This window comes from Cyanothece sp. BG0011, assembly GCF_003013815.1.
Taxonomy (GTDB): Bacteria; Cyanobacteriota; Cyanobacteriia; order Cyanobacteriales; family Microcystaceae; genus Crocosphaera.
In genome coordinates this window covers 1-23988 of record NZ_PRLH01000005.1, presented here as the reverse complement: position 1 = coordinate 23988, position 23988 = coordinate 1, and the positions used below count along the sequence as shown (strand labels likewise).

11 protein-coding genes and 1 pseudogene are annotated in these 23988 nt (G+C 40.2%); 9 read left to right on the top strand and 3 right to left on the bottom strand.

Annotated elements, in window-relative coordinates:
* Positions 1-60 precede the first annotated feature (60 nt).
* The 3 genes from C4E06_RS01775 to C4E06_RS01765 are packed head-to-tail and all read right to left on the bottom strand — an operon-like array spanning position 61 to position 10305.
* Positions 61-4824: a type I polyketide synthase gene (locus tag C4E06_RS01775; RefSeq protein WP_107666515.1), complete on the bottom strand. Its 4764-nt coding sequence runs from the start codon at positions 4822-4824 to the stop codon at positions 61-63.
* Positions 4825-4880: 56 nt separating this feature from the next.
* Positions 4881-8201, bottom strand: a complete 3321-nt coding sequence (locus tag C4E06_RS01770) for a type I polyketide synthase (protein ID WP_107666514.1) — start codon at positions 8199-8201, stop codon at positions 4881-4883.
* A 49-nt stretch (positions 8202-8250) separates the two neighbouring features.
* The gene (locus C4E06_RS01765) at positions 8251-10305 is read right to left on the bottom strand and encodes an AMP-binding protein (protein ID WP_107666513.1); all 2055 of its coding nucleotides are present in this window, start codon (positions 10303-10305) and stop codon (positions 8251-8253) included.
* A gap of 468 nt (positions 10306-10773) precedes the next feature.
* Here C4E06_RS01765 and C4E06_RS01760 point away from each other — a divergent pair, with 468 nt between their 5' ends.
* The 9 genes and pseudogenes from C4E06_RS01760 to C4E06_RS01720 all read left to right on the top strand — a co-directional run.
* On the top strand, positions 10774-12165 hold the full coding sequence (locus C4E06_RS01760) for an efflux RND transporter periplasmic adaptor subunit (RefSeq protein WP_198648220.1): 1392 nt from the start codon (positions 10774-10776) through the stop codon (positions 12163-12165).
* 47 nt (positions 12166-12212) lie between these two features.
* Complete coding sequence (locus C4E06_RS01755; protein ID WP_107666512.1) at positions 12213-15287, top strand: efflux RND transporter permease subunit; 3075 nt, start codon at positions 12213-12215, stop codon at positions 15285-15287.
* 21 nt (positions 15288-15308) lie between these two features.
* Entirely contained in the window at positions 15309-16079 is a 771-nt protein-coding gene (locus tag C4E06_RS01750) for a thioesterase II family protein (RefSeq protein ID WP_107666511.1), read from the top strand.
* Between the two features lie 233 nt (positions 16080-16312).
* Positions 16313-16966, top strand: a complete 654-nt coding sequence (locus C4E06_RS01745) for a MotA/TolQ/ExbB proton channel family protein (protein WP_107666510.1) — start codon at positions 16313-16315, stop codon at positions 16964-16966.
* Entirely contained in the window at positions 16950-17351 is a 402-nt protein-coding gene (locus tag C4E06_RS01740; RefSeq protein ID WP_107666509.1) for a biopolymer transporter ExbD, read from the top strand. The genes C4E06_RS01745 and C4E06_RS01740 overlap by 17 nt, the downstream gene beginning before the upstream one ends.
* Positions 17352-17695: 344 nt before the next feature.
* Positions 17696-20200 (top strand): TonB-dependent siderophore receptor, encoded by a 2505-nt coding sequence (locus C4E06_RS01735; RefSeq protein ID WP_107666508.1) that lies wholly within the window; start codon positions 17696-17698, stop codon positions 20198-20200.
* 145 nt (positions 20201-20345) lie between these two features.
* Entirely contained in the window at positions 20346-21428 is a 1083-nt protein-coding gene (locus C4E06_RS01730; protein ID WP_107666507.1) for an ABC transporter substrate-binding protein, read from the top strand.
* A 2-nt stretch (positions 21429-21430) separates the two neighbouring features.
* Positions 21431-22750: an MFS transporter gene (locus tag C4E06_RS01725; RefSeq protein WP_107666506.1), complete on the top strand. Its 1320-nt coding sequence runs from the start codon at positions 21431-21433 to the stop codon at positions 22748-22750.
* A gap of 202 nt (positions 22751-22952) precedes the next feature.
* Positions 22953-23576, top strand: a pseudogene (locus tag C4E06_RS01720) (MFS transporter); the annotation flags it as partial.
* Between the last annotated feature and the right edge of the window lie 412 nt (positions 23577-23988).

Genomic DNA, 23988 nt, shown 5'->3' with positions numbered 1-23988 from the left:
GGTTTTAAAATCAGGTTTTTGGTAGGGTTTGATGGCCGTTCACCCCTACCAATGTTAAGGTTAGGTTTCTATAATTTGGTTAAATTCACTATCAATAAAAGCTGATAATTCTTCATCGGAAAGTCCTTCTAGTTCTTGAAATTCATTTTTTTCTTGGGTTTTACTCTCTTTTTGAGTTTCAGTTTCATCTTTAAATTGTTCTAAAATATAGTTACTAATTGCTTCAATATTGGGGTAATCAAAAGTTAGGGTATTAGGAAGCGATCGCCCTAACCGAGTTTGTAAACGTTGTCTAAATTCTAAGGCCATTAATGAGTCCATTCCTAAGTCGAAAAACCCTAATTGGGTCTCTAAATTTTCTTGAGCGTTTAACCCCAAAGATAGGGTAACATCTTCTTGTATTTTTTCGATTAATAGGGCTTTTCTTTTTTTAGTAGATAAGGGTTGTAATTGTTCCCATAAGCTTGCTTTTGGTTGTAAATTATGCTGTTTAATAATCTCAGATAATAACCCATTATTTTGATAAATAGGAAACTGTTGTAAGAACTTTTTCCAATCAACAGGAAAAACGGCTGTTTGACTCACCTTTTCTTGTAGCAGTCCCTTTAAAGTGGCTAATCCTTGATCAAGTTCAATTAAGTCAACACCGGCATTTTCCCATCGTTTCTCACTATTATTTGTCAGATTAGCCGCCATACCTGTTTCTGCCCAAGGACCCCAGTTAATGGTTAAAGTTGGTAAATTACGACTATTACGATAGTCAGATAAGCTATCTAAAAACGCATTACCTGCAGCATAATTTCCCTGTCCAGGCGACCCTAAAACCGAAGCGATAGAAGAGAAACAAACGAAAAAATCTAACGATAAATGTTGAGAATATTGATGTAAATTCCATGCCCCCATAAGTTTAGGAGAAAGAACTTTTTCAAACCGTGGCCAACTTTGATTAATTAATACCCCATCATCTAAACAGCCGGCTAAATGAACAATACCCCGTATATCGTCATTGTCTTGTAATAGGTTAGCCACTGCTTCAGCATCACAGACATCCACTTGCTTAACTTCGATGGTGACTCCTTGCTGTTGTAAGTCTGCAATAACAGCTTTTGCTTCCGGTTTGGCTTGACTTCGACCCAGTAAAATTAGATGCTTTGCGCCATTTTCAACCATCCAAGCCGATAATTTGAGTCCTAACCCTCCTAAACCCCCTGTTACTACATAAGATCCTTGATCAGACATAGAAAACTCTCCATTGTCTTTCCCCTCCCTTACCAAGGGGGGGTTAGGGGGGGATGCAACCAAACGAGACACATAACGCTGTTGAGAAGTTAAAGCCACCTCTGAGGCAATTTCTGGGTTTAATAGTTCTTCTCGTAAACCATTTATCACATTTTTACTATATTCTAGGGAAATATCAATTAAACCGCCCCAAATATCAGGATATTCTAGGGCAATAACTCGACCTAACCCCCAGACTGGTGTTTGAGAAAGGGATAAAGTTTCTTCCTTATTTTTAACTGGTTGTAAACTCTCCCTGCTCCCTGCTCCCTGCTCCCTTGCAGTCTCTAGTAGTAACTCTTCATTAAACGTTCCCTGAGTCACTACCCATAAACGAGGGTTCAAGGAAACGGTATTTAATGCTTGTACCAGATATAACAGACTACCACAGTTGCGTAACTGATCATTTTGTAAGGTTTGGGGGGTTAATGCGTCGGTGGCGTGACTATTGAGGTTCCAACAATGAACAATGCGATCGCAACGGGGAAGGGTTTTCAGCAACCGGTGAAAGTCTTGGGGGTTACGGATATTGATGGTCCATTGTTTCTCTGAGATGCTTTGATATTCCCCACCCGGAAACACCAAATAACAATGATGTCCCTCTGCTTCTAACTCTTGCGCTAGAGTAATAGCCACATTGCCATCGTCGGCAAACAGTAACCAATGGCCCCCAGTGAGTTGATCTTGTGGTTGTTTCGGTTGGGGTTGCCAAACCCTCTGATAAAATGCGTTTTCGGGTAGGGATGAAGGGGTTTGAGGGTTAGGAAGGGTATCCAACCAATAAGACTGTCTTTGGAAAGGATAAGTGGGTAACGGAAGACGAAAACGAGGATAGTCTTGATCGAACTGTTGCCAATCTATTTCAATCCCACAACGGTATAATTCCCCTAAACTCTGTAACATCGTTTCCCAGTTAGACTGGTTTGATCGCAAGGATGGCAACCATACCCCCACATTTTCTGGTAAGCAACGGCGGCCCATTCCTATCAAGGTGGGACTTGGCCCGATCTCTAAAAAGATGTCATAGTTTTGTTCAGATAGGGTTTGCATCCCTCTAAAAAATTGCACCGTTTGACGACAATTTTTAAGCCAATAATCAGCATTAATTACGTCTTGAGGTTGAATTCGTTTCCCTGTAACCGTAGAAATTATGGGCATATTAGGCAAAGCATAATTGATCTCTTTTGCTACATTTCTAAACTTATCTAACATAGGATCAATTAAATGAGAATGAAACCCTTGAGAAACCGTTAGTGAACGACTTTCTATCCCTAAAGATTCTACTTTTTTAACAGTCTCATCAATGGCTAATCTTTCCCCTGTAATCACACAGCATCGAGGGCCATTAATAGCAGCTATTTCTACATCAAAATTTTTGATAATCTGCTTAGTCTCTATTTCAGAGGCAAAAACAACCGCCATTTTACCCTGTTGCGGTAACGACTCCATTAACTTTGCCCTAGCTGCGATCAATTTTAACCCATCTTCTAAACTGAAAACCCCAGCCAGACAAGCGGCTACATATTCCCCCACACTATGCCCCATGACCACATCAGGATGAATACCCCAAGATTGCCACAGTTTAGCCAAAGCATATTCAAGAGAAAATAAAGCCGGTTGTGTATAAATCGTTTCATCTATTCCCCCACCTTGATAAGGGGGGGTTAAGGGGGGGTCATCTATTCCCCCACCTTGATAAGGGGGGGCTAAGGGGGGGTCATCTATTCCCCCACCTCCCTGACTAAGAGGGGCAAGGGTGGGATCATATAAAACATTAATTAAAGACTCATTTAAATAACTTTGTAAAATCCGATCGCATTGATTAATAATATTATGAAATAAAGGAGAGGTTTCGTATAACTCCCGTCCCATATTGATGTATTGAGAACCTTGTCCCGTGAATAAAAAGGCAATTTTTGACTGTTTTTTCACCTTTTTTATCGATTCGGATAAAGTGTCTAACTGTTGAGATAACTCAGGTAAGGTAGAAGCAAGGGCATAGCAACGATAATCAAAATGCGATCGCCCTACGTTGGCGGTATAACAGAGATTAGCTAAAGTAGGACTATTAGGAGATTGTAGATAGGTGCGATATTTTTGAATTAAATCTTGTAATGCCTTCTCCGTCTTGGCAGATAAGGTCAAAATGTGCAAAGGTCGTTCTCTTGCCCCTCTTTCTAAAGAGGGTTGGGGGGCTTCTTCTACAATAAGATGGGCATTGGTCCCACTCATGCCAAATGAACTAATACCAGCCATTCTCGGTGAATTATCCCGTCTTATATAGTCCATTTTCTCCATAGCAATGGTTAACGGTAAATTATCCCAAGAAATCCCAGGATTAAGGGTTTTTAAGTGCAAATGGGCCGGTAATTCTTGATGTTGTAAACTGAGGACAACTTTAATTAAACTGGCAATACCGGCGGCTGCTTCTAAATGGCCAATATTGGTCTTGACTGACCCCAAAATTAAGGGATTTTCCGCCGTTCTCTGGTAGCCATAGACATTGCTTAACGCCTCTACCTCAATGGGGTCTCCTAGGGCGGTTCCTGTGCCGTGAACCTCGATATAATTGACTTGATGGGGGGCAACTTGTCCGTTGCCTAAAGCGTCTTTAATGACCTTTTCTTGCGCTAGGCCGTTGGGAACCGTTAACCCACTACTGGACCCATCATGGTTAATGGCCGTTCCGCGAATGACTGCTAAAATTTGATCATTATCGGCGATCGCATCTTTATATCGCTTCAGTAACACCATCCCACATCCTTCTCCCCGTCCATAACCGTCCGCATTAGCATCGAAGGTTTTGCAGCGTCCATCTTTGGCTAATGCTTGCATCTTAGAGAGGATAGCGTAGGGTTGAGGGGCCAACATCAGGTTAACTCCCCCTGCTAAGGCCAGAGAACATTCTCGGTTCCGTAAACTTTGACAAGCAAGATGAACGGCAACCAGAGAGGAAGAACAAGCGGTGTCTATGGCTAAAGTTGGTCCTTGTAGTCCTAAATAATAAGAGAGTCGTCCGGCTGCTACACTGGGGGTGTTTCCCGTGAAGGCGTAGGCATCGAGATCCTTGTCGTTTAGTTGTAATTGTAGGTAATCTGAGGAATTAATGCCGATAAATACCCCTGTTTGGCTATCTTTTAAGCTATTAGGTGATATTGCTCCATATTCTAAGGTTTCCCAACTAATTTCTAATAATAACCGTTGTTGGGGGTCAAGATATTTAGCTTCACGGGGGGCAACCCCAAAAAAGGAAGCATCAAACTGATCAACAGGAATATTTAAAAAGCTACCAAAATGTTCTTTTTTTTGTGATTTCCAACGGCTTGTAGGGATTTTAATCGCCGCATCTCTCTTATCCTTTAACAGTTGCCAGAAACTTTCGGGATCATTGCCCCCTCCTGGAAAGCGACAACCCAGACCAATAATAGCGATCGCCTCTTCATTTTTATTTTCTTTTTCTGTTAGTTTATTTTGCATTTCTTCTAGGGCAAGGAATGCTTGTTTAATAGGAGATAAATGAGCAATTTTTACGGTATCCTGAGCCATTGTTTTATCAGTCAATATTTCAAAATTTTTGTATTATTTGATGGGGGTTTGATGACTTACTCGTTTAAAATTTCTGTGATTTTTTTCTTAATTAATGCTTCCACTTCTTCATCAGAATATTGGTTGATTTCTTTGACTAAACTGTGAAGACTTTTGTTAGTCTTAATTTTTCTATTTTTTTGTAATTTATCCAAGGGAAATTTATGTCTTCCTCCCCGTAGTTTTTCTCTTTTCCATCTCTGGTTAAGACGCTCTAATAAATAAGTTGATAAGGTTTGTATATTAGGATAAGTAAAAGCCAATGTGGTTGATAAAGCTAACCCAAAAGTCGCTTCTAATTTATTCCTTAATTCTACTGCCATTAAAGAGTCCATCCCCATTTGAAAAAATCCTACTTTGGCTCCGGGTGCCTGAGATTTATCTAACCCAAGAACTAGGGCTACTTGTTCTTGTACATATTCGATAATTAACAATAATTGTTCATTTTTAAAACTATTTTTTATTTGCTCAACAAACTCAGAGTTTTCCAATGAAGAATCATGATTAACAATATTAATCTTGTTTTTAATTCTTTCTATTTTTCTTGATAGATTAGAGGTTTCTTGAGTTTTCAAGTCAGAGGAAGATTCCTCAAACCAATAACGGGAACGTTGCCAGGGATAGGTGGGAATAGAAACAAAAGAACGATTATAATCTTGTTCAAATTGCTGCCAATTAATTTGATATCCTTTGATTGATAATTGAGCTAAACTCTCTAACATTTGTTCCCAGTCAGCCTTACCAGGACGTAAACTAGGTAAATAATGATAAGTTTTTTCTTGCTTATCTTCAATAATCATTCTACCCATAGTTAATAAAATAGGTTTAGCACCAATTTCTAACAAGATGTCACAATCTTCCTTTAATAAACTTTGAAAACCCCCATAAAAGTTAACCGGTGACGTAACATGATTAACCCAATAGTCAGGTTTCGTCATTTCTTCTTTAATAGAACATCCCGTGACATTAGAAATGATTTCAATGTTAGGCAAAGAATAGTTAATCTCTTCAGCAACTTTCTTAAATTCCTCTAACATTGGCTGCATCAACGGAGAATGAAAAGCATGAGAAACGATTAATTTTTTTGTTTTAATCTCTTGCTCTTTTAAACCCTTAATAACTTCGTTGATCGCCTTATTTTCCCCAGATATCACTAAACTTCTGGGCCCATTAATAGCGGCGATCGCTACCTTATCTTCATAGGGTTTAATAATACTATCTACTTGTTCTAATGTCCCTAAAACAGCCACCATTGAGCCATTTTTAGGTAAAGCTTGCATCAATTTACCTCTAGCCGCAATCAGTTTTAACCCATCTTCTAAACTAAACACGCCAGCGATACAAGCTGCTACATATTCCCCCACACTATGACCCATAACAACCGTAGGATGAACCCCCCATGACTGCCATAGTTTAGCCAAAGCATATTCAATGGAAAACAAAGCCGGTTGTGTATAAATCGTCTCATCTATTCCCCCACCTTGATAAGGGGGGGCGAGGGGGGGGTCATCTATTCCCCCACCTTGATAAGGGGGGGCGAGGGGGGGGTCATCTATTCCCCCACCTTGATAAGGGGGGGCGAGGGGGGGGTCATCTAAATAAGGCTTTAAAATGTGATCGCATTCATCAATAACCTGACGAAAAATAGGAGACGTTTCATACAATTGTTGACCCATGTTTACATATTGAGAACCCTGTCCCGTAAACAAAAAAGCCACCCTTGGATCACTTTCTTCTGTTATTTGTCCCTGAAAACAACCAACCACCGTTTCCCCTCTCATTAACCCTTCTAACTGCTGTTTTAACTGTTCAAGAGACTGAGACACGATGGCTAAACCATACTCAAAGGTCGAACGGCCAGTATTGGCACTAAAACAGATGTCAGCAAGGGTCGGAGTTTGAGGAGATTGTAAATAACTGTAATAATCTTGTACTAAATTTCCTAACGCTTTCTGAGTTTTGGCTGAAAGGGTAAGAAGATGTACCGGACGTTCAATGTTATTTTTGGCGATGTCTGCGTTGTTCTGATCACCCAAAACCGCAGCTTCTTCTACAATAAGATGGGCATTGGTTCCCCCAAAACTAAAGGAACTCACGCCAGCTAACCGTGACCCTTGTTGGATGTTCCAGGGTTCACAGGTTGTGGGAATGACAAAAGTAGTCTTTTTCAAAGAAATATAAGGGTTTAACGCCTCAAAATGTAAAACCGCAGGAATTTCTCTGTTTTGCAAACATAACACCGTTTTAATTAACCCTGCTATCCCCGCAGCCGACTCTAAATGACCAATATTGGTCTTAACTGACCCTAACCAGCAGGTTTGCTCTGTATTTCGTCCCTTCATTAACACTTTTTTAAGAGACTTAACCTCAATGGGGTCCCCTAAAGATGTCCCCGTCCCGTGGGTTTCTACATAACTAATATCGGAAGGGTTCACCTCTGCATTGGCTAATGCTTGACGAATGACTCGTTGTTGCGCCAAGCTATTAGGGGCGGTTAATCCTTGACTTAACCCATCTTGATTGATAGCTGAACCCCGAATGATGGCTTTAATATTGTTTCCGTCTCTTATCGCATCTTCTAAGGGTTTCAAGACAACAACCCCACATCCTTCTCCTCGCACATATCCATTGGCCCCTGCATCAAAGGTCTTACATTTACCATCAGGGGACATCATACGGTTGCGAGAAAAGGCAATGGTTTGATTGGGTGAAATAATTAGGTTAACTCCCCCAACTAAGGCGAGATTTGATTCTTTTTGTTGTAAACTGCCACAAGCTAAATGAACCGCAACCAAAGAAGAGGCACAAGCGGTGTCAAGGGTTAAACTGGGCCCTTGTAAATTTAATAAATAGGATAAGCGATTAGCTGCGATCGCTGGAGAAGTCCCGGTACTACAATAAGCATCACAACGGGCTGCATCTTGATACAAAAGACGATGATAGTCTTGGTTACTCAGTCCCATAAATACCCCTGTCTGACTACCACTCAGGGTTTCAGGAATAATACCCCCGTCTTCTAACGCTTCCCAAGCCACTTCTAAAATTAATCGCTGTTGGGGATCTAAATGTTGACATTCACGGGGAGAAATGCCGAAAAAATGAGCATCAAATTGATCAATATTATGGAGAAAACCACCCCAGCGTGTATTCATGGTCCCTGGAATATCAGGATCTTGATGATAATATTTTTCAATATCCCATCGTTGCAATGGGACTTCTGTAACGGCATTTTTGCCCGTTTTCAATAATTCCCAAAATTCTTGGGGATGTTTTGCCCCTGGAAAACGACAACCCATACCAATGATAGCAATGTCTTTTCTTGATTTATTGTTAACCATTTTCCCTCACAGAATCTTTCCTATTAAAATTAACAAAATTCGTATTTTTTTATTCATTGATTTCTTCTGCTAATCCTTCTGCTAAAGCTTTAATGGTAGGATAGTCATAGTAAATGGTGGGTTCAATTTCAATATTCAACCATTTTTCCAAGGCTTCAATTAGTTCAATTCCTATAACAGAATCTAATCCATAATTGGCTAAAGGAGTATTTATACTAAGGTTTTGAGGTTTTTTGTTTAATATTTTAGAAAAATAAGTAACCAACCAATCTTGAATATCTCTTGCTGTTATATCCTCTCTTGAAATAACCGAATGACCTAAACTTTCCTTCTCATTTCGATCATCAGTCAGACCTTTTTTTGCTGTCGGGTTTATCCAATTACTAACTAATTTAAGTTGATCATTTAGAAATTGTTGACGACACAAACGACGCTGAATCTTACCACTCGAAGTCTTAGGAATGGAGGCTGGTTTAATTAAAGCAATGGCATAAACAGACAATTCAAATGCTTCAAAAACCGCTTGACAAATAGCTTCTATTACCTCTACTTCATTTAACCGTCTTATCGCAGTTCTTGCCACTTCTTGAACAATCACTAATTGTTCTTCTCCCTCCACTTCTATGGTAAAAGCTGCGCTACAATCAGCCAATAAGTCAGGATGAGATTCAATCACACTCTGTTCAATATCTTGGGGATAATAGTTACCTCCCCGAATAATAATGACATCTTTGAGCCGTCCGGTGATGTAAAGTTGACCTTGATAAAGAAAACCATTATCTCCTGTGCGTAAATACGGACTTTCCCCCGTATCTGCGATAGTTGCACAAAATGTCTCTTGTGTCGCTTCAGGACGTTGCCAATACCCTCGCGCTATGGTTTTTCCCTTAACCCAAATTTCTCCCACTTCATCGTTTTGACAGCGTTGCAGGGTGTCTGGGTTGACAATAGCTATCTCTGTGTCAATTTCTGTCTGTCCACAACTAACTAATAGTTGAGAATTATCTAAGTTATCGGTTATAACAATTCTATTTTGACTTAAAGCTTCTTTCTCAACCTGACAAACTTGAATCAGCTGATCTTTAGTGACGGTTGTGACTTTTAACGTTGCTTCGGCTAACCCATAAGCAGGACAAAAAGTTTGGAAATTAAAGCCACAAGGGTGAAATTTTTGAGCAAATTCTTTTAAAGTTGCTATTTTTATGGGTTCTGCACCATTAAACGCAGCTTTCCACCCTTTTAAGTCTAACGCTTTGATTTGTTCTTCTGTAATCTTATCAACACAACGCTGATAGGCAAAATTAGGGGCCGCCGTGTGAGTTCCACCATATTTAGAAATGACTTGTAACCAACGAATAGGACGCTGTAAAAAGGCGATGGGGGGCATCATATAACAGGTAATTCCTTTGTAAACAGGGAATAAAATGCCATAAAGTAGCCCCATATCGTGAAAAGCTGGTAACCAAGTGACGATTACGCTATCTTGATCGTGTTTTGCCCCTAAATCTTGATCCAGTAAGTTAGTTAAGATATTTTCATGACTAACCATCACTCCTTTGGGATCGCCAGTTGAACCAGAGGTATATTGCAAAAAAGCTAAGGTATCTCCTGATATCTCTATTATTTGAAACTGGGAATTCTTTTCTTTATTTAAGGTATCTGTTGCGAGATAAGTTACGTTTTCTAACGCTAATTGAGAGGCTAAGGCTGATATTTGAGACTGAGTGCTTAAAATGACGTTTGTTTGTGCATTTTCGAGAATAGAAGCCACTCGCTTCATTTTTTGGTTCTTCTTGGGCAAATTAACGGGAATAGCCACAACACCAGCTAATAAACAGCCAAAAAAAGCGGAAATAAACTCTAAACCCGATGGATAGAGTAATAACGCCCGATCGCCTGGGGAAATGCGTGATTGTAGTTCAACCGCGATCGCTTCTGCTGACGCGAGTAATGTTCCATAAGTTAGCTGATCGGTTTCTGTTTCTCCATCTGCTAAGAAAGTGTAAGCGGATTTATCGGGTTGATATTCTCCCCGATAGCGCAGAATATCGACTAAGTTCGTGGATTCAAGTAAATTCAACTGGTTTTCTAAGCAAACAGTCATTTTATAGTCCTATATGGCCCTAAAAGTTATGGTCACGGTGAGGCATTAACTCAGAATTACTGCTAATAGCCGTAATTCGATGTTTGTCAGATTTTTTCAGATTTGAGTCCTATGATTAGTTGGAGCTTAATGAGAGTCTCTATCAATAATCTAGAGATGATGCTAAACCAGATTTTGATAATAGTCAAGGTATTAATGAAATTAATTATCACTAATCTTGAGATGTTAGACGATGGTTGGTTCAGATTTTCCTCTACAACTGGCTTTTGAAAGCATTTTTAGAGAAGAGACTTAGCAAGAGCCAAATGCTCATGACAATAGTTACATGATATATTTGTAAGGTTTGCTAGACTGTTATTGAAAAAATTCTCAATTATTAATCAATATGAGTTTTCAATAGTGGATGCACATTATTGTTTTTTTGTCAATGTTAAACTTCTATATGTCAGAACAATTTTAAAAATTATCGTGGCGAATAACTCTCTTAACCAAGACTCCGTTTTATCAACAGAGAAAAAGAAAAATGTCTTTTCCCGTGGGTTTTTCAAAGACAAACAACTGATTTTAGGGATCGCAATGGGGATGATGATCACCTTTGGCGCAATCAAACTATTACCCATGCTGTCAACAGAAGAGTCGCCAACCACTGCTACACCCATAACTCAGTCCCCAAAGACACCACAAACAGTGACAGTAACTAGCGTTGAGACCTATCCCCTTAAGCATACCCTTGAAGCCACAGGAACAATTGTTCCGGTGGAATCGATCCCCATTTACTCCCAAAAGACAGGATTACAAATTCTAGAAATCTTTGCCGATGAAGGGGAGTGGATTAACCCGGGTCAAACCTTAGTGAGTTTGGATAATTCAGTCGAACAAGCCCAATTACAACAAGCCAAAGCGAGGGTGGCTAAGCACGAGGCCCGTTTAGCCGAACTGCGCGCTGGGAACCGAGTTGAGGAAATTGCTCAAGCCAAGGCCAGCGTTCAACAAATGGAAGCCAACCTTGCTCAAGCCGAAGCCGATTTAACCTTAGCACAGGAACGAGTCCAGAGAAATCAAAGCTTAGAAGCCGAGAGTGTCATTACTCGCGATCGCTTAGATGAAGTGATCAACGAGGAACGCATCAAAAGAGGGACATTAGAAGAAAATCAAGCCCGTCTCACAGAAGCAAAAGAGAAACTCGCCCAACTAGAAGCCGGTCCACGAAGAGAAACCATTGCTCAAGCAGTGGCCGAGTTAGCAGAAGCCAAAGCAGAATATCAAGTCCGTTTAGCCCAACTGGAAAACACTAAAATCATTAGTCCTGTCAGGGGAAAAATCACGAAACGAGAGGCAAAACTAGGAGATATTACCACTGCTTCACGTCCCTTATTTACGGTGATTGAAAATGGTCGTTTAGAATTACAAATCAAAATCCCTGAAACACAATTAACCAGAATTCGTCGAGGACAAACAGTGCTCATTACCTCAGATAAAGATCCAACTCTAAAATTTCAAACAAAAATACGGGAAATCGAACCATTAATTGATGAAACCTCCCGTCAAGCTACATTAGTGGTCGATTTACCTTCAAACCCCTCCCTAAAACCAGGAATGTTTTTACGAGGAACCATTGTTACCCGTATCAGTAACACCTTAAGCGTTCCCCTAGAGTCAGTGTTACCACAAGAGGATGGCAGTGCTTTAGTTTACTTAGTTAAACCCGATAATACCGTTGAAGCGCGCCGTGTCGAAACAGGAGAAATTCTCTCTAACCAACGGATCGAAATTCTCAAAGGACTGAGAGAGGGAGAAACTTTAGTGCTCAAAGGAACCGCCTATCTCAAAGATGGCGATCCCATTGTTCTTCCTCAATAAGCCCCCTATCCTCCTAGAAACTATAGTATTGCAACAGATTTGAGATCATGTCCTTTCACCTTTCCACTTGGTCGATTAAAAATCCCATTCCCGTTCTTGTGGTCTTTCTGACAATAACGCTCATTGGCCTGGTGTCTTTTACTAATCTAGGCATTGATAATGAACCCAATATTGATGTTCCTGTCGTTAGTATCAATATTACTCAGCGAGGAGCAAGTCCCACGGAATTGGAAACACAAGTTACCCAAAAAATTGAGGATGCTGTGGCAGGATTAGGAAATATCGAAGAAATTCTCTCCACTGTAACCGACGAAAATAGTAACACCATCATTAACTTTGTCCTGGGAACCGATGCTAATCAAGCCAGCAATGATGTTCAAAATGCCGTCAATGGTATTCGTCAAGACTTACCCCAAGATATTGATGAACCCATTGTCAAACGGGTAGACTTTGCCGGGGGAGCGATCCTAACCTATGGGGTGGCTTCTCAACAACGATCGGTCGAAGAATTAAGCGATCTCGTTGACCGTGACATTGCCAGAGCCTTATTGAATATAGAAGGGGTAGGGCAAGTGAACCGTTTAGGAGGGGTTGACCGTGAAATTCGAGTGGATTTAGAGCCAGATGCCCTCTTAGCTTACGGTATTACGGCAACAGAAGTAAATGAACAAATTCGTAACTTTAATCTTAATTTACCAGGGGGACGCTCACAAATTGGGGGACAAGAACAAAATATTCGCACCCTCGGTAGTGTTCAGTCTATCTCCGCTTTAAAAGATTATCCCATTATTTTAAGTAACGGCGATCGCATTGCTTTGGACAGTTTAGGAGAGATTCAAGATAGTTACGCTGATCCGAGACAGTCAGCCTATCTCAACGGTCAACCTGTGGTTGGGTTCTCCGTAGTTCGCAGTACGGGCAGCACCTTAGTCACGGTAGAAGAACAAGTGCGTCAAGTGGTTCAAGCATTAGAACAAACCCTTGCCGACGATATTCAATTTACCTTAATTTTTACTTTGGGAGATTACATTCGCAGCACTTACAAAGGAACCTTTGACGCTTTAATGTTGGGTTGTCTTTTAACCGTGATAGTCGTGGGTTTATTTTTAAAAGATTGGCGAGCAACCCTGATCACCTCTATTGCTCTGCCTTTATCCCTCATTCCTACCTTTGCCGTCATGGGTTTGCTTAACTATACTCTCAATAGCATGACTTTGTTGGCACTGGCTCTGGCTATTGGGAATTTAGTGGATGATGCGATTTGTATGATTGAAAATATCGACTCTCATCTGCAAAGAGGCAAAGATCCCTTACAAGCGGCTTGGGACGGTTCGGTAGAAATTGGTTTAGCGGTGGTGGCCACCACCGCCACTATTGTCGGGGTATTTATGCCCCTTGGGTTTATGGGGGGTATTCCGGGTCAATATTTTCAGCCTTTTGGGGTAACTGTCTCGGTAGCTACCCTGTTTTCTACTTTAGTGGCTACTACGATTATTCCCCTATTATGTTCACGGTTACTGCAATCAAAACCTCGAAAGAAAAATAATAATAACCTTGAGCCTCAGCAATTTTATCCTCTCAATCTTTATCGTCGTCTCTTGATTTGGTCTTTACGTCATCCTATGGTGACGCTTTTGTTAGCGATTGTTTTTTTTATTGCCAGTTTACAGTTGGTTCCGTTTATTCCCAAGGGTTTATTTAATGCAGGAGATACAGGGTTAAGTCGTGTCAGTGTTGAGTTACCACCAGGGTCAACTTTGCAAGATACAGAAGAGGTGGTGCAACAGGCGACGGCTATGATGCAACCCCATCCGGCGGTGGCTCAAATTCTGTCCCATGTGGGGGATGATGGACAGGTGAATGAAGCTCTAATGTACATTAAATTACTACCGAAAGATGAGCGAAATATATCAGAACAAGGGTTTAAAGAGGAAATTCGTCCTCAATTATCCGCTATACCCGGAGCTAGAGTCACCTTTAGAAGCGAAGGGGCTGTGAGTGGTAGTAAAGACTTATCGATCATTCTCAAAAGTAGTAACCCCATGGCTTTAACCACCACAGCTAAGACCTTAGAACAACAGATGGCACAAATTCCCGGTTTGGTGGAAGTAACCTCTAGTCTCAGTTTAGTTAAACCAGAGATTATCGTTGAACCTGACCCCCAACGGGCAACGGATTTAGGGGTATCTGTACAAGCGATCGCCCAAACCACCAGCTTAGCTTTTTTAGGAGATGTCAACTTTAATTTAGCTAAATTTAACCTGCCAGATCGCCAAATTCCCATCCGCGTTAAAGTGGCTTCTGAGCAACAACAGGATATTAATACCCTCAAAAATCTTCGAGTTCCTAGGGATGATGGAACGTTAGTTCCATTAAATGCTGTGGCCACCCTGCGTTATGGTAGCGGACCGGCCCAAATACGGCGATTTAATCGTTATCGTCAAGTGGAACTTTCTGGCAATTTACAAGGCATTTCTTTGGGGGATGCTCTAGACCAAATTAGGGCCTTACCTGCCATGAATCCTTTACCCCCTGAAGTGTCTGAAGAACCTTTTGGAGATGCCAAGATTATGAAGGATATCTTCAGTCGCTTTTTGGGGGCGTTGAGTTTATCAATTCTCTGTATTTATGTGATTTTAGTCTTACTTTACAGCAATTTTCTCTATCCTTTGACCATTATGATGTCTTTACCTCTATCCATTGGTGGGGCTTTATTGGGATTATTATTAACTCAAAAGGAATTAGGTTTATTTGCTTTAATTGGGATTGTTTTATTGATGGGTTTGGTCACTAAAAATGCAATTTTATTGGTTGATTTTGCCTTAGCTGCTATGGAAAAAAATCAGCCCAAATTTAAGGCCTTGGTGGGGGCAGGGTTATGCCGTTTGCGCCCCATTTCCATGACAACCCTCTCCACCATTGCCGGAATGTTACCCATCGCTTTGGCCTGGGGTGCCGATGGAGAAGTGCGAAGTCCTATGGCCATTGCCGTCATTGGTGGTTTATGTACCTCTACTTTATTGACATTAATAGTCATTCCTGTCATCTTTAGCTATATGGCTGATTTGATGACTTTTAACAAAAAGATAAACCGCTCTCTCAAGATGAAACTCAAACAGTAAGTTTTCCTTAATTCAAAAAAAATGGTGCTTTCTACTAATCCTTGGCTTTACTTACCTCAGCCGAATCCTAAGGCAAAAATTCGTCTTTTTTGTTTCCCCTATGCAGGAGGCGGAACTCGAATCTTTCGACATTGGCCCAATCATTTATCAGATACCATTGAAATTTGTGCGATTCGACTACCGGGAAGAGAAGGAAGAATCTCAGAAACCCCCTTGACTAAACTTCTTGATTTAGTAGAAACTATAACCCCCAATTTACTTCCTTATCTCGATAAACCTTTCGCTTTTTTTGGTCATAGTTTAGGTTCATTAGTCTGTTTTGAAGTCGCCCATCAATTACGTCAAAACTACGGCATACAACCCTTTTTTCTTTTTGCTTCCGGTCATCCTGCGCCTCAATTACCGGATCTCGATCCCCCAATTCATCAATTACCAGAGCCTGATTTTATCAAAGAAATTAATAAGTTAAATGGAACCCCGAAACAAGTATTAGAAGACAAGGAATTAATGCAGCTTTTGATGCCAATTTTAAGGGCAGATTTTGAAATTTTAGAAACCTATCATTACACACCCAAACCTCCTTTAAACTGTCCCATTACTGTTTTTGGCGGACTCAATGATCCCGAAGCTAATGAAACTGAATTAGTCCCCTGGTCTCAGCACACAAATAACTCATTTGAACATTATCTGTTTCCTGGGGATCACTTCTTTATTCACTCGGCCCAATTGGAAATTTTTCCCATTTTGGAGCGATCGCTGATCCAGTGTCTAGACCATCAGCAATCTTCTTGATTATTTTGATAATAATTTTGGATAAGAGATTTTCATAGGTGGATAAGTTAAGATAAGTTTTTGGCTGAAAACCTTTATTTTAAGGGGTTTTTGATGATTTGCAATTGAAGCCCTTACCCCATAGCTCACCTCGGTTATCAAAAAATTATTGATAATACTTGTCAAAATTTATAAAAGTTAGTATACAATACATTGAAATAGATTCTCAATAAACAGATAGCTATCGATAAGTGATGTCTCTTACAAACTTTTTTGTCTCTGGTGGTATTGTGGCCTGGCCACTCTTATTGTTTTCCTTGTTAGGTGTGGCCTTAATTATTGAGCGAGGGATTTTTTGGTATCGCATCAAGTCTCGCCAAAGCAAAGTAGTGACGACAGTGTTAAAACTCTATCGGGCTGAGCAAGGGATTGCGGCGATCGCAAAACTTAAGCAAAATCTCGATCTCCCCATTTGTCGTATTTTTCTCGAAGCTTTAGCCCTGGAAAATGCCACCCCGACAGATTTTCGCTTAGCCTTAGAAACGGCAACTCAAGCCGAATTACCCCTTTTTAAACGCTTTAATACGTTATTCCAAACAATTATCGCTGTTTCCCCTTTATTAGGGCTGTTAGGGACAATTTTAGGATTGATGCAGTCTTTTTCTGCCTTGGACATCGGTAATGTCGGCGGAACCAATGCGGCCGGGGTAACAGGGGGTATCTCCGAAGCGTTAACCTCGACAGTAATGGGGTTAGTAGTGGCTATTTTTACCCTTGTCTTTGCCAACTCGTTTCGCTCTTTTTATTTAAGAGAACTGGCTTCAATTCAAGAATATGGCGGTCAGTTAGAACTCTTGTATCGTATGTTTTATGAAAAAGGAGGAAAAAGCTATGCGACTTCCCGATGAAACCGAAACCACGGCAGAAATTAATATTGTGCCGATGATTGACGTTATTTTCTCAATTTTGGCCTTTGTTATCATTTCTACCATGTTTTTAACCCGTTCTGAGGGATTACCCATTAATTTACCCTCGGCGAAAACTGCCGAACCCCAACAAACCAAGCAAATTAACGTTACTATTGAGCCGGATGGAGACATCTTTGTTGATCGTCAGCCAACTCAAGTGGATAGTCTTAAAAGTTCGATTACAGGCTTAATTGGGGAAAATCAGCAAGGTTTAGTGATTATTAATGCTGATAAACAAGTGGATCATGGTCGTGTTGTTACGGTAATGGATAGGGTTCGCCAAGTTCAAGGGGCTAAATTAGCGATCGCAGCGACTAAACAGTGATCGCCAGTGTAGGGAGAGTCGAAAGAAGATCAACCGTTTCCTCCCCCTGCTCTTTATTCTCTTCTTTACTTAAAATTTTTTGTCTTCTTATTGATAATATCTATTGATAATAAGCTCAAAATTATTGGTGATTTAACCCACCTATCCTAAGAATTAATCTCAGGCAACCCCTGTCCTTAACTCTGTTTAAGGGCAATATTTCCTATGAATTGATTAACTGAAACCAGATCCCTTTGAGCCTTGAAAAATATTTGACAAAAATTATCATTATCAATTACCGTATTTACTTAGGAAAAATTCTTAATAGAGCATTAAGGATTTAATCGTTAATTTTGTGGTGTGAAATGAAATTAAATAATGTTGTTTCTGGAGTGTTATGGGGTGCAATGGCCGTGTGTATTGCCCCTTCAGTCCAAGCACAAATCAGTGTTACCAATATCCAAATCAATCCAACAGACGGAGGGCTAGAGATCATCTTAGAAACCCCACCAGGAGCCGAGCCTGCCATTTTTTCAGGGAGTTTCGGAACCACCTTTTTTGCTGAAATCTCTAACGCACAATTAAATCTTTTGACCGGGGGAAACTTTCTGCAAGAAAACCCCACAGAAGGAGTTGAAAGCATTAGGGTGACCCAACTACCCAATAATGTGGTTGAGATTACTGTCATTGGTAGAGAAAGCTTACCGACAGTAAATCTCAATAGGGAAGATGGACGACTGGTGTTGAGTTTAGATACAACCGAACAACCCCCAGACACCGAAACCGAAGAAACCCCAACAGAAGAAACCACAGAAGACGACGAAGCGATCGAATTAGTGGTAACGGATGAAGTTGAAGGAAGCGGGTATTTTAACCCCGATTCACCGGCAACTAGTCGTACCGCCGTAGGAACTGATACACCCTTAAGGGATATTCCTTTTTCCGTTCAAACCGTTCCCGAAGAGGTTCTTCGAGATCAACAAGTGATCCGCCTTGATGATGCATTAAGGAATGTCAGTGGGGTCCAGCAAAACTCAAGAGATCCCAGGGGTCAACGGTTCCAGATACGGGGGTTTGATAGTTCTAGCGTATTGCGAGATGGATTTCGGCAAACCTTTGGAAGAACTGGTAACAGTGGTTTCCAAGATTTAACCAACGTCGAAAGTGTCACTGTGTTAAAGGGGCCGGCTTCCATTTTATACGGTGCATCCGAACCCGGTGGGGTAATCAATATTGTTACCAAACAACCCCAAGAAGAACCCTTTTATGAAGTACAATTTCAAGCCGGAAATCGAGGGTTTTTAAGTCCTAGCATTGATTTGAATAGTCCCCTCAATGCGGATAAAACCCTATTGTATCGCATCAATTTTTCCTATCGTAATGAAGAAAGTTTCCGAGACTTTGACACTTATATGGAGCGGAAATTTATCGCCCCTAGTTTAACCTGGCAACCGAGCGATCAGACAAAATTGAACATTAACCTGGAATATTCCGACGATGATCGCCCTGCGGACTTTGGGGTACTTGCCATTGGCGATGCGGTAATTAGTACCCCCAATGCCCGTGTTTTTGGAGAACCTCAAGACTTTTTAAGAGGAGAAACCTTAAGGGTTGGCTATAAATTTGAACATGAATTTAGCGATAACTTCAAGTTTGAAAATGGCTTTACCTATTTGCGGTATGATACCAAGTTTACGAATGCGTTTAGTATCTTTTTTGATGAACAAACCGATACTCTTTTTCGTAGCTTTATTGAATTGGATCAACCCAGTACCAACTATGAAATGCAAACGAAATTAATTAGTAAGTTTAATACTTGGTCAATCAAACATAAATTTTTAGTGGGTTTGGATCTCAACCGACGAGAGCAATTAGGTAATATTGGAAGAGGACGTTTTTCCCCATCTGGTTTTATTCCTTTAAATGTTTTTGATCCAGTTTATGGAACGGTTCCTCGTCCTGATTTTAATCAAGAACCCATTTTTACTTTTATTGATACTCAAGTTGATCGTTTAGGGGTTTCGGTGCAAGATCAAATTGAATTATTTGAAAATTTAAAGGTAGTGGCAGGGTTTCGTTATGACAGTACAGAACAAGAAAGCTTGAACAGAAATAATCCTAATGCGGATGAAAATGTACAGTATGAAGACGCAGTTTCTCCGAGGGTAGGTATTGTGTATCAACCCATAGAAGAAGTTTCCTTGTATGGAAGTTATAGTGAATCTTTCTTTCCTAATAGCGCTCAAACAGTTGATCTTGAATTTCTCGATCCAGAACAATCTGAACAGTATGAAATTGGCATTCGGGCAGAACTTTTGAATAAAAAGCTGTCTATTAATTTGGCTTATTTTGATATTACTAAAAATAATGTCGCTGTAGCTGATCCCCTATTTCCTAATTTTTCAGTAGCGGTGGGAGAACAAAATAGTCGAGGGGTTGAATTAGATGTTATCGGTGAAATTATTCCAGGGTTAAATGTTGTTTTTAACTATGCTAATATTACCGCAGAAATCACAGAAGATAATGATATAAGTCTCATCGGTAATCGTTTGTTTAATGTCCCTGAACATAGTGCTAATTTCTGGGTAACTTATCAAATTCAAGACGGCTTTTTTCAGGGGTTAGGATTTGGCGGTGGTGTGAACTATGTTGACGATCGCTTTGGGGATCTTGATAATAGTTTTCGTCTCGAAAGTTATACCCTAGCAAATGCAGCTATCTTTTATGAACGGGATAATTGGCGGTTAGCTTTGAATATTAGAAATGTTTTTGATGATAATTATATTCAAGGTAGTGAAAATAGCCGTAATGATGAAATTTATCCAGGGGAACCCTTTACCGCTATTGGAAGTTTTACGATTCGTTTTTAACCAATTCAGGGGTTAGCAACAGTGAATAGAATTAAGAATGTAGAATGCAGAATTTAGAATATTTAACTAATTCTCAATTATCAATTTTTAATAACTGATAACTGCTTTAACCCCTACTTATGTTCTTATCTCACTTAAACAGCTTATGTTAACCATTTCTAAAACCCTAAAATTAATCTTTCTGAGTCTTATTACCTCCTTAATGATTGTTGCTTGTAGTGCTTCTGATACAACGGTTCAACAAACATCGAATAGTAATCCATCTAATAACGATTGTCGTACCATTGAACACGCTGTAGATACCACCGAAATATGTGGCAAACCAGAGAAAATTGTCGTCTTGAGTCCTCATTATCTCGACTTACTTTTATCCTTGGGTTATCAACCGACTGGGTATGGGTTTCCTTACGCTGCACCGGGGGTTTTTCAACCAGAAGATAGATTTAACAATCCGTCTCAACAAATACCCTATTTAGGGGAAAAAGTGACCACACAGCCGGTTAATGTGGGTTTAGGGGGGGAACCCTCTTTAGAAAAATTGGCCGCGTTGAAACCTGATGTTATTTTCGGAGAAATTAGAAATAAAGGCAGTTATGATCTCCTTAAACAAATTGCCCCTACTTTTATTTGGGGGGTTCGTACGGTGGGGGGACAATGGCAAGAAACCATCAAAGATATGGCCAAAATTTTAGGGGATGAAGAAAAGGCCGAACAAGCGATCGCAACTCATCAAAAAGCCATTGATCAAGCCCGTCAAGACTTAGCTTCTGTGGTGGAAAAATCCCCGAAATTATTACTTTTGGGGATGAATAATTTACAAGATCAAGTGATTGTTATTCAACCGAATACTTATCTAGGAGAAGTGATGCAAGGGGTCGGTTTTGAGATAGTTTCTTTACCCTCTGTCAAGGCAAAAGGTCCCAGTATTCCCATTTCCGTTGAAGCGTTACCTCAATTAAATGAAGCGGATATTATTATTGTGATGGGTTACAGTCAGGATACAGACGAAACCATAGACAGTTCATCAGAAAAATCTCTGGATTCTTTTGTTAAAACCAGTCAATCAAAACCAGCCCAACAGAGTTGGCAAAATAATCAAATTGCTAATGGTTTAGAAGCCAGTCAAAACGACAGAGTTTATTTTACAACTTATCATCTTTGGAATGGACTCAACGGACCCAACGGAACTCAATTAATCCTAGAAGAATTACGAGACTTTTTGCTGTAATTATGGTTACTTTTTTTATCATTTGGTTAGGTCAACTGGCTTCTTTAATTGGTTCAGAAATGACCAATTTTGCTGTCACTATTTGGGCTTGGGAAACCACAGGGCAAGCCACCCCGTTATCCCTACTTCTCTTTTTCTCTCAAACCCCTAAAATCCTCGCTGCTTTGTTTGCGGGGGTCATTGTTGATCGTTTTGATCGCAAACAATTATTAATGATTGGTGATGGAGTAGCTGGACTATCTACTATCGTTATTTTATTACTTTTTTTAACTAATGATTTGCAAATTTGGCACTTATATTTGACCGGTGCCATTAATGGATTATTTAGCCAGATTCAAACCCTAACCTTTCTGCCATTAATTGCTTTAATGGTTCCTAAAAAACACTACACAAGGGCAAGCGCTATGAATGGGGTACAACAAGGAATCGCTTATACAGTTGCCCCCATGTCAGCCGGATTTCTCTATGCTTATATTGGATTTTCAGGGGTTCTTACTGTTGATTTAATTACGTTTATTATCGCAATTGCTACAATTATTTATGTCAGGATTCCTCCCGGTTCTACTCCTGAAAATATAACTCAAAAATTTCTCAACTGGGAAACTTTTTTTCAAGAGTTAACTTTTGGGTTTAATTATTTAAGTCAGCGTCCGAGTTTAGTGGCTTTACTTTCCATTTTTTTGGTTCATCTTTTTATTTTAAATACTAATGTAGCTATTTTGTCTCCGATGGTTTTAGCGAGGAGTGGAACTCAAGAAAAAGTCTTAGGAACGGTTATGATGATTTTTGGTATTGGTAATATGTTAAGTGCTGTTTTTATGACCATTTGGGGAGGAACAAAAAATCGGGTCAATAATCTTTTGTTAGGTCGAGGGTTACAATTAGGTAGTTTAATGATGTTAGGATTATTTCCTGATCCTATTATTTGGATTATTTTTGCTTTTAGTGGGGGCTTTTTTGCTCTATTCCCAGGGAGTTTTTATCAAAGTATTTGGCTATCTAAAGTAGACACTTCTGTACAGGGAAAAGTGTTTGCCACTCGCTCTTTAATCAGTCAAATTGTGTTAACCTTAGCTTTGGTTATCGGTGGACCGATGGCCGATTATCTTTTTGAACCGGCTATGGAGAAAGGAGCGGTTTTAGCTAACCTTTTGGGGGGTATTTTTGGCACAGGAGAGGGGGCAGGAATGGCTTTACAATGTGCTTTATTATCAGCCATTGGCGTGCTACTTTGTTTATTGGGCTATCGTCTCCCTCTTTTACAAAATTTAGAGAAGAATTTACCTGATTGTGATTATAGTTCTTTGGAAAAACTACCGTAGGGGCTTAATATTATTAAGCCCCTACATAATTAATAATTTCTAAAATCTCGTAACTATGTAGCTGGTTATCAATAAACGTAAGGTGGGCAATGTTAAGAAAAAGCTGACAAACCTGAATCAGAAACTATTTGAGACATTGCCCACCCTACAAGTTTTATCCATTTAATTATGTCTATTTACTTAATCACTCTCAATTAGTTTCATGTCTTCTCATAAACCCTCAAGTCAATCAAAGAAAGGATTAAAAAATATTGATCGTAATGTCTGGATCTTGGGCTTAGTTAGCCTATTTACAGATTTTGGGACAAAAGCCATTCAATCGATTTTACCCTTGTTTTTGGTGTCTATTTTAGGTGCTAATGTCAGTATCATAGGGCTGATTGAAGGAATTGCTGAATCTACCGCCTCGATTTTGAAACTGTTTTCAGGGGCATTAAGTGATTATTGGGGACGGCGCAAAGAACTAGCAATCCTTGGATACGGACTCTCAACAGCAATTATTCCTTTATTTGCCTTAGCTAATAGTCCAATTTGGGTCTTAATGGCGCGGTTTGGCGATCGCCTGGGAAAAGGGATTCGAGTCGCTCCCCGTAACGCTTTAGTTGCCGATGTTACCCCCATAGAGCAACGGGGGGCCGCTTACGGGTTACGTCAAACCCTTGATACCATTGGCGCATTTTCTGGTCCTTTAGCAGCCACTCTTATCCTTTTAATCTCTGGGCAAAATTTTCGTCTGGTGTTTTGGGTTGCTCTTGTATCAGGAATCATATCTGTGTGCCTACTGGTTAAAGGGATTCAAGAAACCCCTTCCTCTCAAGAAAAACGAATTATTGCCGGCTAACTATTTAGCAGGGTTTTTGTGGCAAATAACTACTCCTCAAACTCCTTTTTTATTAGGAAGTTTGTTGGCTATTTTAGCTAGTTTTATATTACTATTGGGGTTTCGTCATCAATAAATAACCCCCCACACCCCCCACACCCCCCACACCCCCCTTTATAAGGGGGGCAGGGGGGTTAGGGGGCAGGGGGGGTTAGGGGGCAGGGGGGGTTAGGGGGCAGGGGGGGTAGGGAATGGGGAATAGGCAAGGGTTCTCCCCCTCACAAAAGGGGGCGTTAGAGGGGGTAGCAATAGTGTTTATTTTTGAGTGTAACTCATTGAGAATTGATTCTCTCTAGTCTTTTGGTTGGTTTTTATGTAAGGGGTGCAAGATGTCAGAATAAAAAATTATCCTACTGTT